An 11,652-nucleotide genomic window follows, 5' to 3' on the forward strand; every position below is an offset into this window, starting at 1 on the left:
AAACGCGCTTACGCGTTGCTATCGAGGTAGTTCAGAACCGCTTGCACGGCGTCTTCGCCTTGCAGGGTTTTCACCCCTTTTAACCAGCGCTGCAGCTCGTTGGGATTGGCTTTTAGCCATTGCTGCGCCGCTACCGCCGGTTTCTGCTTCTGGTTGAGGATCGCTTCCATCAACTGGTTTTCCATCTCCAGACTAAATTGCAAGTTTTGCAACAGTTGACCAACGTTTGGGCACTGCGCTAGGTAATTTGCACGAACATTGGTGTAAACATTGGCACCGCCGTAATTCGGCCCGAAATAGTCATCGCCACCGGCCAGATATTCCATCTCAACATTGCTGTTCATCGGGTGAGGTGCCCAGCCTAAATAGACAATCCACTGCTGACGACGTGCGGCGCGAGAGACTTGTGACACCATGCCCGCTTCGCTCGATTCCACTAGACGAAACGTTTTTAAATCAAAGGCATTGGCATCAATCATCGATTGGATCAAGCGGTTGCCATCATTGCCCGGTTCGATACCGTAGATGCGAGATTTGAACTTGTCGGCGTGCTTGGCGAGATCGGCGAAATTTGTCACGCCCGCGTCATAAACGTACTTCGGCACCGCTAAGGTGTATTTGGCCCCTTGCAGATTAGCGCGTACCGTTTCGACTGTGCCCGCTTGGCGGTACTTGGCGATGTCGCCTTCCATCGTCGGCATCCAGTTACCGAGAAACACATCGATGTCGCCGTTGGCCATTGAAGAGTAAGTCACCGGAACCGAAAGAAGATCGGTTTTCGTCTCATAGCCGAGACCTTTGAGCAGCTCAGAGGTGACAGCGGTGGTGGCGGTGATATCGGTCCAACCCACATCGGCAAAACGCACCGTTTGACAGCTGTTGGCGTAGCTGTTGGCGGCAAAAAGCGTGAGGGCGGTGGTGGTGAGCATTTTTGTCGTCATAGACATAATCGATTCCTTATCGTTTTTCTGACTTTTCATTATTAAATGTGTTATTTGCTGATGACTTAGCGCATCGCTATGGCGTGTGTTGTAACGCTCTTTTCGGTGGATGCATTCGTTGACTCTCTTGCCAGTTCGGCGCGAGCCACACCGGGACGTTGCCGGCTTCGAGCAGGGCTTTATCTAAAATCATGTCCGCAGCCCGCTCGGCGACCATAATGGTTGGCGCATTGAGGTTGCCATTGGGAATAGTGGGAAAAACTGACGAATCGACCACGCGCAATGCACTCAGGCCGCGCACTCGACACTGTTCATCCAGCACCGCCATCGGGTCATCGTCCGCGCCCATTTTGCAACTGCAAGACGGGTGATAGGCGCTTTCCACATTTTCGCGCACCCAGTGATCGATCGCGTCATCGCTGACCACGTCCGCGCCAGGCTGAATCTCTTCACCGCGATAGGCATCGAGCGCTGGCTGAGCAAGAATTTCGCGCGTTAAGCGAATGCAGTCACGCCAATCTTGGCGATCTTGCTCGGTCGAAATGTAGTTAAACTCAATCTTGGGTTTGTCGTTTGGATCTGCCGAGATGATTTCGACGCTGCCACGACTTTGTGGTTTGTTGGGGCCGACATGCACCTGAAAGCCATGGCCAGCAAAGGCTGCACGTCCATCGTAGCGCATCGCCGCAGGCAAAAAGTGATACTGAATGTTTGGCCACTTCAGCCCCTTGCGTGAGCGAATAAAGGCGCAAGATTCAAAATGGTTGGTCGCGCCCAACCCTTTGCGGGTCAGAATCCATTGCGCGCCGATCAGCCCTTTGCTCACCAAGCCAAGTTTGCTATTGAGGGTAATGGGCTCTTTACAGTGATATTGAAAGTACACTTCCAGATGATCCTGCAAATTGCGCCCCACGCCGGGCAAATCATGCACTAAGGGCACCTTGGCACGCTCAAGTACCGCTTTCGGGCCGATGCCAGAAAGTTGCAGCAGTTGCACAGAGCCGATGGGGCCTGCGCTTAAAATCACTTCATTGCGCGCAAGGCACTGTGAGGTTTTGCCCGATTTCTCAAACACAACACCCACAGCACGTTTGTTTTCTAGCAGCACTTTTTGCGCCTTAACGCCTTTGATCAGAGTGAAATTGGCACGCTTTTTCGCTCGGCTTAAGTACGCGTTAGAGGTGGAAGCTCGAACGCCATTTTTCACCGTCATGTGCATCGGTCCAAAGCCTTCTTGCTGGTAGCCGTTGTAATCCGATGTTTGCGGATAGCCCGCTTCAGCGCCTGCATCAATAAAGGCTTGATAGAGCGGGTTAAGCGTCATCTCGTTGCCTGCGCAGGTGCCAAGTGGCCCCTCCCCGCCGCGATACTGATCCGCGCCGCCAATCCAAGCTTCGGCACGGCGAAAATAAGGCAAACAGGCTTGATAGTTCCAACCAGCCGCGCCCTGCGCTTCCCACTCATCAAAATCGCAAGCATGGCCACGTACATACACCATGCCGTTGATAGAAGAGCTGCCGCCGAGCACTTTGCCTCGCGGGCAATGCAGCTGTCGCCCAGACAGGCCAGACTCCGCGACCGTTTCATATTGCCAAGCGTATTTCTCGCTGTTCATCGGATAAGACAGCGCAGTGGGCATCTGGATGAAAATGCTGTTATCAGAGCCGCCCGCTTCCAAAAGCAGCACTTGATGTTCACCACTTTCAGACAGCCTATCGGCCAAAACGCAGCCAGCCGATCCCGCACCGACGATGATGTAATCGTAGTGTTGTTGCATGGTTTTCTCTCTTATTTGCTGATTATTGGTACGGGCCGACGAAATCGCCCATCTCGACTAATACGCTTTTGGTTTGCGTGTAGTGACGCAGCGTTTCCGGGCCGTTTTCACGCCCAATCCCAGAATGTTTGTAGCCGCCAACCGGCATTTCAGCAGGCGAATCTCCCCAGGTGTTGATCCAGCAGATCCCGGCTTGCAACTGATGAATCACTCGATGTGCTCGGCCAAGATTCTGGGTAAATACCCCCGCCGCCAAGCCAAAGTCGCTGCGATTGGCGCGGGCAATGACCTCTTCTTCCGTACGGAATTTCAAAACCGACATTACCGGGCCAAATATCTCCTGCTGCACGTGCGCCATCTCGTCTTGGCAGTCGATAAACACGGTTGGCGCAACAAAATTGCCTTTATCCAAACCGTTTTCCATCAGCCGTTCACCGCCGGTGAGTAAGGTCGCGCCGCTCTGTTTCGCGCTTTCAATCGCCGCCATCACTTTATTCAGATGCTCGCCGGAGATCAGCGCGCCAATTTGCGTCTCCATGTTCATCGGATCGCCGACACGCAAACGCTCGGTGCGCGTTTTCAACTGAGCGACAAAATCGTCATAGAGCGACTCATGAACAAACACGCGTGTGCCGTGGGTACACACTTCCCCTTGGGTGTAGAAGTTGGCCACCATCGCCGCTGAGACAGCCTGTTCGAGCTTAGCGTCCTCAAAAATGATCAGCGGGGATTTGCCACCGAGCTCCATCGTCACCGATTTCAGTGTCTTGGCGCTATCGGCCATCACAGCTCTGCCCGTAGTTGATTCACCCGTAAAGGAAACTTTGGCGATATCAGGATGAGCAGTGAGCATTTGCCCGACACGATAGTCGCCTTGAATTACGTTAAACACGCCATCTGGCAGGCCTGCTTGGGTAAATATTTCCGCCAGTTTCAGTGCCGAAAGTGGCGTTTCTTCGGAGGGTTTGAAAATCATCACGTTGCCTGCGGCAAGCGCTGGGGCCGATTTCCACATCGCAATCTGGATTGGGTAGTTCCAGGCACCAATGCCAGCGCAAATGCCGAGCGGCTCACGGCGAGTGTAGTAAAACTGATTGGCACTGAGTGACTGCTGTTCACCTTGCAGTGACACGGCCAGCCCCGCGTAGTATTCAATCACGTCGGCGCCAGTAGCGATGTCCACGGCAATGGCTTCTTGCAGCGGCTTACCACTGTCCAGTACTTCCAGTTTCGCTAGCTCGTCGTTGTGCTCACGCAGCAGTGCCACCGCTCGGTGCAAAATTCGGCAACGCTCTTGCACCGACATCGCCGACCAAATGGCAAAACCGCTTTTGGCGGCGGCGATCGCTAGCTCAAGATCGGCAGAAGTAGCCTGAGCGACGCGTGCCAGCGGCTTGCCCGTGGCCGGGTTGTAGGTGGTAAAATACTCGCTGGTTTCACGAGTTACGGCTTTACCGCCAATGTAATGTGATTTGTTATCCATCATGAAGGTCTGACTCGTCGTTATTGTTTTGTATAAAAAGTGAGTTGCTTGTCCAAATAATCGTTAATGATCACTTTGGCGGTTTCGCCACTGATCCCGTCGGGGTTGAGCGCCCCGCGTAACCAAATACCATCAATCAATGCCGCAATGCCGTGGGCGACCAGTTCCGCTTGATCGCGATTGAGCAGCGCTTTCAGTTCATGTTTGAGATGAGAGATCAAGCGCTTCTCATTGACTCTTTGCAGCCGCTTTAGCTGCTCGTCGTGCATGGAATAAGACCAAAACGCCAACCACGTTTTAGCCACTTTGTTTTCCACTTGGTAGCCGGAAAAGTTTCCGTCGATGATGGCGTTGATCCTTTGGTGGTAGGCCTGTTTGGGTAGTGCGGCTAAACGCTCTACCACAGTGCGTGATAACTGACGAAGGATCTCCCGCATGGTCTCTTCCAACAAACCGTGCTTGCCACCGAAATAGTGATTAATGATGCCTGTCGATACGCCCGCCTCTTTGCTAATCAGGGCAATACTGGCGGCGTGCAGACCCACGCGATCAATCACCGTCATGGTCGCATTCACCAGTTGTGGCTTACGTATTTGCGGCATCCCAACTTTCGGCATTTTGGCTCCTGATGTTTTTAATTGAACGTGCAGTTAAATTAAAATGCCACATTATTTATTCGTGCACAAATGTTTATTTCACAAATGACCGATACAAACCCTCACAAAGAGAAGCGATAAAAACTTCGGTGATGGCCGAAACCTGATTTGCATTGCTCAACAAAGCATCACAAAAGCCACCATGAAACACGCCAATTGATGAAAACAGAAACAACAAACTGATATTTAACCAGCAATTGCAGGCTGACTTAACCCCAAGAGCGTGGCGCAATCTTAGATTAAACCAAACACACTCAGTTTGAAGATTGAAAAAATCCCAATAATTATTTAGAGTACTAAATGTTATATCTCTAAATAACAACACAAGGAAAAAAATATGAACCCCATACTGGAAACCCGAGGCCTGTTTAAGGTATTCGGGGAGCAACCAGAGCAGGCCTTTACCCTGCTGGAAAAGGGTGTCGACAAGGACGGCATTTTGCAAAAGACAGGATTGACCATCGGTGTCAATGATGTGTCACTGTCGATTCAAGCCGGAGAAATTTTTGTCATTATGGGACTGTCTGGTTCTGGCAAGTCCACTCTCGTTCGCTTACTCAATCGCTTGATTGAACCAACCAAGGGCAGCGTATTGCTTAAGGGCAAAGATATCGCCCACATTTCTGAGCAAGAACTGCGTGAGGTACGCCGCAAACACATCTCAATGGTGTTTCAAAACTTCGCTTTAATGCCACATATGACGGTGCTGGAAAACGCCGCCTTCGGCTTAGAGCTGGCCGGCATTACCGTTGAGGAGCGAGAAAGCACTGCGCTTGCCGCGCTCAACCGCGTCGGACTGGACGCCTATGCAGAGGCGTTTCCCGATGAGCTTTCTGGTGGCATGAAACAGCGCGTTGGTCTGGCACGTGCACTGGCGTGCGACCCCGATATCTTATTGATGGATGAAGCGTTTTCAGCACTTGATCCTTTGATCCGCGCCGAAATGCAAGACGAGCTTTTGCGCCTGCAAAATGACGATAAACGCACCATCGTATTTATCTCGCACGATCTGGATGAAGCGATGCGCATCGGCGATCGCATCGCCATCATGCAGCATGGCGATGTGGTGCAAGTCGGCACTCCTGATGAGATCCTCAACCATCCTGCCAACGACTACGTGGCTGCCTTCTTTCGTGGTGTAAATGTGGCGAGCGTTTTAACCGCCAAAGACATTGCGCGGAAAAAACCAGTGGCGGTGTTTAAGAAAAGTGAACACGACGGCCCAAGATCCGCCATGCAGATATTGCTCGATCAGGATCGTGATTACGGCATTGTGATTGATAAATCCAACCGCTTTTCCGGTGTGGTTTCACTCGACTCGCTGCGCCTTGCGCACAAAGAGCAACGCTCTTTGAGTAGCGCGCAGTTGCCAGACGCCATCACACTCACACCCGAGCAATCAGTCAACGACATCTTGGGCCTTGTGGCCGGGGTGCCTTACGCCGTTCCCGTTGTCGATGAGCAAGGGCAGTATTTTGGTGTGGTCACCAAATCACGGCTGCTGCAAACCCTAGACAAGGAGTAGTAACAATGTCTAACGAATCAGAAACCAGTGACCCGTGGTCACAAACCAGCGCTGCGCCAAGCGATCCTTGGGGACAAGCAACGCCCGTGACCGACAACGCCGATTGGCTCAATAGTGATGCGCCTCCGCTCACATCGTTTGATCCGCTTCATCCCTTCGATCAAGCCATTTTGCCCTTCGATCACTGGGTAGAAACCGGATTAAACTGGCTGGTGGATCATGGTCGCCCGCTGTTTCAAGCCGTACGCGTGCCGATCGATTTCATACTCTCCTCGTTTGAGACCGCACTGGTTTCCACACCAGCGCCCATCATGCTGCTGATCTTGTTCTTGCTTGCTTGGCAATGCTCAAATATTCGCTTAGGCAGTGCCACACTTGCGTCACTGATCTTTATCGGTTTGATTGGCGCTTGGTCGCAAGCCATGACCACCTTAGCACTGGTCATGACGTCGGTATTTTTCTGCTTGTTGATTGGTTTGCCACTGGGGATCTGGCTCGCACGCAGCCAAACCGCCGCCAAAATTATTCGCCCACTGCTGGATGCGATGCAGACCACGCCTGCTTTTGTCTATCTGGTGCCGATCGTCATGCTATTTGGTATTGGTAACGTGCCCGGCGTAGTGGTTACCATCATTTTTGCCCTGCCACCTGTGGTGCGTTTGACGATTTTAGGCATTCAACAAGTGCCCGAAGAGCTAATTGAAGCAGGTCACGCCTTTGGTGCCAGCAAACGGCAAATGCTCTATCGCATTCAACTGCCTCTGGCGCTGCCCACCATTATGGCAGGGGTCAATCAAACTCTAATGTTGTCACTTTCTATGGTGGTGATTGCCTCCATGATCGCCGTTGGCGGCTTAGGCCAGATGGTGCTGCGTGGCATCGGCCGCTTAGATATGGGCTTAGCTGCAGTCGGCGGGGTCGGCATCGTCATTCTGGCGATTTTACTTGATCGCATCACACAAACCTTGGGGGACAACGCGGGCAATAGCAAACTGCGCTGGTATCACACCGGACCAGCATCTCTGCTAACGCGACTCTTCAACTCCCGCAAGCCTTCACCTGAATTAAGCAAAATGGAGAAATAATATGCATTGCTCATGGAAGAAAACCCTCACCGTTACTGCTCTCACGTCACTGGTTGTGGCCAGCAGCGCGTGGGCAGAAAAACTGCCCGGTGCGGGGGTAACCGTACAGCCGGTTCAATCCACTGTTGCGGAAGAGACCTTTCAAACCTTGATCGTCAACCGTGCCCTTGAAGCGCTCGGTTACGATGTGTTACCAACCAAAGAAGTCGATTACAACGTCGCCTACACCTCGATCGCCAAAGGCGACGCCACCTTCCTCGCGGTTGGCTGGTTTCCGCTGCACAGTGACAAATACGCCATGGCCGGAGGAGACAAGGTATTCTATCGCCAAGGCCAATACATCAGCGGCGCGGCGCAAGGCTATTTGATTGATAAAGCCACAGCGGATAAATACAACATCAGCAACATTAGTCAATTGAAAGATCCGAAAATCGCTCGCCTATTTGATGCAAACGACGATGGTAAGGCCGATCTGACCGGGTGTAATCCGGGCTGGGGCTGTGAAGGGGTTATCGAGGCGCAGCTTAGTGCTTACGGCCTGCGTGATACCGTCTCGCACAATCAAGGCAACTACGCCGCCATCATCGCCGATACCATTTCCCGCTATAAGCAAGGCTCGCCCATTCTTTACTACACTTGGACACCGTATTGGGTGAGCGGCGTTTTGGTTCCCGCTAAAGACGTCGTCTGGCTTGAAGTGCCTTTCTCGGCGCTGCCGGGTGAGCGAAAAGATGTCGATACCACGTTGCCAAATGGCAAAAACTACGGCTTTGAGATGAACAGCATGCGCATCGTCGCCAATAAAGCGTTTGCCGAGCAAAACCCAGCGGCGGCGAAGTTGTTTGCCATCATGCAAGTGAACATTAACGATGTGAGCGCGCAAAATATGATGATGAGCCAAGGCAAAAATCGTTCAGCCGACATTGAAGCGCATGCCGATGGCTGGATAAAAGCGCACCAAAAACAATTTGATGCTTGGGTTGAGGCGGCGAAAAAAGCGGCGATGTAGCAGATAGTCTTTTTCGCCTCACAAAAATAGCCGCATTTTGCGGCTATTTTCATTGGCAATCAATTGATTTATTTAAAGATATCCGGTAATAAACAAGTGCTTATTTCGGTGTCTTTATAGGTTGTCGACGTGGTCAACTCATCCCCTTGCATCTCAATGTGCTTTATTCCCATAGCTCGCATATCAGATAAGCTATATATCCATCCTTGCGTCTTTTGGCTGAACTTACAATTGTTGGGAATAGTCTGCCCATAAACCGTGATATTTTGATCAACGCCTATTAAGTCAAAAAAAGCCGTTTCTTTTAATCTCAAACGGGTCAAATAGCCGGAAAACTCTTCCCACCGACTCGCAGGGACTGAGCGACGCCAAATTTCGTCGTCTTGCTTCGCTCCGCCATGCCAACCGAGCATGGCATCTTTCTTGATCAACACATGATTGGCTGCGGGCAGAATGTAGTTTGCACAGGCGGAAAAACAGAGCTGACTCACTTCCACATCCAAATTCAGTTCATGAACGAAATAGCCAAACTCGATGCCAGAACCCATTTCACCGCCCTCGCTGGTGATTCTTAACTTTTTGATTTGGCGTCCGTCGGTTCGCACTAGGCGGATCGCCTCAAGGACAGCGTCTCCGGTGATCATCCCCTCGTAAACCAACGTATCCTCGGTCAGCAAAATCTTATTTTCATCTGGAATGATGGTGATTTGTGATGCGCACGCACTTAACAAAGAGGCAAAGGCGATGATTAACACTCTATACAGCATAGGTTTTTCCTATTTATCTTGATCTTAGACTCGAAACTGCCTCTTCTATACACCCAATACCGAGACTTTCAAAGCAAGCATGCCGTGCAAATAGACACACATAACAGTAAAAGCCTCTAGCGAGCCTTGGTAGTGCTTAATAACCCGTTAAATCAGCCCCATAGCGGTGAGGCCTTCTCGCCTGCAATAGCAGCTCTGTTTAACCACAATTGAGTTGATAGGAATACTCGAACATCAGCGGATTAAACCTATTGGGTTGCTGATGTGTCACTCGCCCTCGCCATGCTCGCTTTGTAATTGTATAGCCAGTAGCAAATCAGCCCCAGACATACGCCCCAGAAAGCGCTGCCAATCCCGAGTAAATTGATGCCAGAAGCGGTGAACAGAAACGTAAACAGTGCAGGCTCTCGGCAGTGGCTGTCGGTCATCGATACCGATAAACAGTTCATTAAGGTGGGCATCACCGCTAGCCCTGCAATCGCAATCACCACAGCGGCAGGGACGGCGCTAAAAATAGAAACAAATGACATGCCCATAATGCCCGCTAAAAGATAAAATACACCCATCGAAATCCCCGCCATATAACGGGTTTTCGGGTTTTCATCCGCATTTGGGCCCATACAAATCGCGCCTGTGATGGCGGCCAAATTAAAAGCAAAACCACCAAACGGAGCCAATAACAGCCCGGCCAAACCTGTCGTTGTGATAATTTTGGAGGACTCGACTTGGTAGCCATTGGCTTTTAATACCGCAAATCCTGGCAAGTTTTGCGAGGCCATGGTGACAATAAACAAAGGGATTCCAACACTGACCAACGAGAAGAAATCAAAATCCGGAACTATGAAGGTCGGCGTGGTCAACCCCATCGTGACCTCACTGACATCGAGTTTTCCCATAGCGACACAGAGCCCCAGCGCGACGAGAAAGATACTCGGGACCAATAAGTTTCCCAGCCAAGTTCTTGCCACAATAAACATCGCTAACATCACCAAAACAATTTGTCCTTCTTCCATGAGCGATTCAAACAAGCCCAAGCCAAATTGCAATAATATTCCGGCCAACATCGCCGCTGCGATGGCAGTTGGGATTTGCTTTAGTACTTTTTCAACTATCCCGGCCAAGCCAACTAAGGTAATCAGCAGAGAGCTGAATAAAAACGCGGCGATGGCCTGATTCATGGTCAATCCGTCAAGGGAGGTAATTAACAATGCTGCGCCCGGTGTTGACCACGCGGTGACGATTGGTTTCTTGTAGAACCATGAGAGCAAAATCGTGCTGGCTCCCATACCTATCCCTAGCGCCCAAAACCAAGAAGCAATTTGCGCTTCATTCCCGCCAGCACTGCTTGCGGCTTGAAAAATTATCGCGGCCGCACTTGCGTAGCCAATAAAAACGGCAATAAAGCCGGTGCTGATGTGAGAAAGTTTTAGCTTAGTCATGTTAATTCACCTCAATGTGCGTTATAACGTCCGTGCAATTTAATCTAGCATTTGTGCGCTATAGCGCACAAGGAGTTTGTCGAAAAAATATGCAAACCGAAATCAAAGTCGGCGATAACTTAAAACGCCTTCGACAAGAAAAAGGTTGGAGTTTAGATAAAGCCGCGCAAGCAACTGGCGTGAGTAAAGCCATGCTTGGGCAAATAGAACGCGGTGAATCGAGCCCGACCGTCGCCAAACTGTGGCAGATCGCCTCAGGATTTGATGTGTCGTTTTCCAGTTTTATCTCCGTGGGTTCGAATCATGAACTCACCAATCTTTTCAGAGATGCAAACGAGCTAAGGCGCGAGGAGTACAATGTTGGCTTCTTCGTTAGCTTGTTGTTCCCGTTTGAGCCAGCGCTGGGGTTTGAGGTATTCGAACTCACCTTAGCGCCCAATTATCAGCATGAATCTGAACCGCACAATCTTGGTGTGACCGAGCACATCCTATGTATTGCTGGCGAAATGGCGGTCCTGTTTGATGGCGAATGGCACACATTGCGCCCGGGCCAAGCGGTGCGCTTTAATGCCAACCAAGCTCATGGCTACAAAAACATAGGTGAGACGAATGCCGTGTTCCACGACATTATTCACTACTCAGGAAGAAAGCTATAAGCCGCAACCGCGTTGAGCAGATGTCCTGCTCAACTAGAGAAAAAGCGAGCTCCAGGCTCGCTTCTCTCTCTGATGTTAAACTCGACAAGATTACAGTGACTCAGCCGATTACCGTACAATCGTGAACTCTTCGTTGGTTAGGCGGCGATTAGTATCGCTTCTGCTAACAGGTATTTGGACAAAAACATTTTAGGGTTGAGGCTTCGTTCAATTAATATTCATTTGGATAATGAGCCTCAAATTTTGAGATGAAAAATTTCTCGGGTAACCACAAACATTAATATCAAACCTTTTGCTTAACTATGGTAAATGGT

General features: G+C 50.7%; 10 protein-coding genes. 4 read left to right on the plus strand and 6 right to left on the minus strand.

What is annotated here, in order from left to right; genetic code table 11:
- Nucleotides 1-8: 8 nt before the first annotated feature.
- From EWA64_RS20075 to betI, 4 genes are all read right to left on the minus strand, one after another.
- Nucleotides 9-947: a choline ABC transporter substrate-binding protein gene (locus tag EWA64_RS20075; RefSeq protein WP_061894471.1), complete on the minus strand. Its 939-nt coding sequence runs from the start codon at nucleotides 945-947 to the stop codon at nucleotides 9-11.
- A gap of 70 nt (nucleotides 948-1,017) precedes the next feature.
- Nucleotides 1,018-2,718: a choline dehydrogenase gene (gene betA, locus EWA64_RS20080; RefSeq protein WP_061894470.1), complete on the minus strand. Its 1,701-nt coding sequence runs from the start codon at nucleotides 2,716-2,718 to the stop codon at nucleotides 1,018-1,020.
- Nucleotides 2,719-2,740: 22 nt separating this feature from the next.
- On the minus strand, nucleotides 2,741-4,201 hold the full coding sequence (gene betB, locus EWA64_RS20085; protein WP_061894669.1) for a betaine-aldehyde dehydrogenase: 1,461 nt from the start codon (nucleotides 4,199-4,201) through the stop codon (nucleotides 2,741-2,743).
- Nucleotides 4,202-4,221: 20 nt separating this feature from the next.
- Nucleotides 4,222-4,818 (minus strand): transcriptional regulator BetI, encoded by a 597-nt coding sequence (gene betI, locus EWA64_RS20090; RefSeq protein ID WP_039427828.1) that lies wholly within the window; start codon nucleotides 4,816-4,818, stop codon nucleotides 4,222-4,224.
- Nucleotides 4,819-5,194: 376 nt separating this feature from the next.
- On the opposite strand from betI, the gene proV reads away from it, so the two are divergent.
- Genes proV through proX form a run of 3 tightly spaced genes read left to right on the plus strand, consistent with a single transcriptional unit; the run spans nucleotide 5,195 to nucleotide 8,476 of the window.
- Nucleotides 5,195-6,382, plus strand: coding sequence for a glycine betaine/L-proline ABC transporter ATP-binding protein ProV (gene proV / locus EWA64_RS20095; protein WP_061894469.1), 1,188 nt, complete (start codon nucleotides 5,195-5,197; stop codon nucleotides 6,380-6,382).
- A 5-nt stretch (nucleotides 6,383-6,387) separates the two neighbouring features.
- On the plus strand, nucleotides 6,388-7,467 hold the full coding sequence (gene proW / locus EWA64_RS20100) for a glycine betaine/L-proline ABC transporter permease ProW (protein ID WP_061894468.1): 1,080 nt from the start codon (nucleotides 6,388-6,390) through the stop codon (nucleotides 7,465-7,467).
- Between the two features lies 1 nt (nucleotide 7,468).
- Entirely contained in the window at nucleotides 7,469-8,476 is a 1,008-nt protein-coding gene (gene proX / locus EWA64_RS20105) for a glycine betaine/L-proline ABC transporter substrate-binding protein ProX (protein WP_061894467.1), read from the plus strand.
- A 68-nt stretch (nucleotides 8,477-8,544) separates the two neighbouring features.
- On the opposite strand, the gene EWA64_RS20110 is transcribed toward proX, so the two are convergent.
- Both EWA64_RS20110 and EWA64_RS20115 read right to left on the minus strand, forming a co-directional pair.
- Complete coding sequence (locus EWA64_RS20110; protein WP_061894466.1) at nucleotides 8,545-9,243, minus strand: hypothetical protein; 699 nt, start codon at nucleotides 9,241-9,243, stop codon at nucleotides 8,545-8,547.
- A gap of 248 nt (nucleotides 9,244-9,491) precedes the next feature.
- Nucleotides 9,492-10,682 carry a benzoate/H(+) symporter BenE family transporter gene (locus EWA64_RS20115; RefSeq protein WP_061894465.1) on the minus strand — a complete coding sequence of 397 codons (1,191 nt, stop codon included), beginning with the start codon at nucleotides 10,680-10,682 and terminating at the stop codon, nucleotides 9,492-9,494.
- 89 nt (nucleotides 10,683-10,771) lie between these two features.
- On the opposite strand from EWA64_RS20115, the gene EWA64_RS20120 reads away from it, so the two are divergent.
- A complete protein-coding gene (locus EWA64_RS20120; protein ID WP_061894464.1) occupies nucleotides 10,772-11,338 on the plus strand; it encodes a helix-turn-helix domain-containing protein in 567 nt (188 codons plus the stop codon).
- Nucleotides 11,339-11,652 lie beyond the last annotated feature (314 nt).

This window comes from Vibrio cidicii (genome assembly GCF_009665415.1).
In the GTDB taxonomy this organism is placed as follows: domain Bacteria; phylum Pseudomonadota; class Gammaproteobacteria; order Enterobacterales; family Vibrionaceae; genus Vibrio; species Vibrio cidicii.

Bases quoted from the DNA above. Each gene is read 5' to 3' on its own strand.
- proV (WP_061894469.1), top strand. From the start codon at position 5,195: ATGAACCCCATACTGGAAACCCGAGGCCTGTTTAAGGTATTCGGGGAG.
- proW (WP_061894468.1), top strand. From the start codon at position 6,388: ATGTCTAACGAATCAGAAACCAGTGACCCGTGGTCACAAACCAGCGCT.
- EWA64_RS20120 (WP_061894464.1), top strand. From the start codon at position 10,772: ATGCAAACCGAAATCAAAGTCGGCGATAACTTAAAACGCCTTCGACAA.
- betI (WP_039427828.1), bottom strand. From the start codon at position 4,818: ATGCCGAAAGTTGGGATGCCGCAAATACGTAAGCCACAACTGGTGAAT.
- betB (WP_061894669.1), bottom strand. From the start codon at position 4,201: ATGGATAACAAATCACATTACATTGGCGGTAAAGCCGTAACTCGTGAA.
- EWA64_RS20075 (WP_061894471.1), bottom strand. From the start codon at position 947: ATGTCTATGACGACAAAAATGCTCACCACCACCGCCCTCACGCTTTTT.
- EWA64_RS20110 (WP_061894466.1), bottom strand. From the start codon at position 9,243: ATGCTGTATAGAGTGTTAATCATCGCCTTTGCCTCTTTGTTAAGTGCG.
- betA (WP_061894470.1), bottom strand. From the start codon at position 2,718: ATGCAACAACACTACGATTACATCATCGTCGGTGCGGGATCGGCTGGC.
- proX (WP_061894467.1), top strand. From the start codon at position 7,469: ATGCATTGCTCATGGAAGAAAACCCTCACCGTTACTGCTCTCACGTCA.
- EWA64_RS20115 (WP_061894465.1), bottom strand. From the start codon at position 10,682: ATGACTAAGCTAAAACTTTCTCACATCAGCACCGGCTTTATTGCCGTT.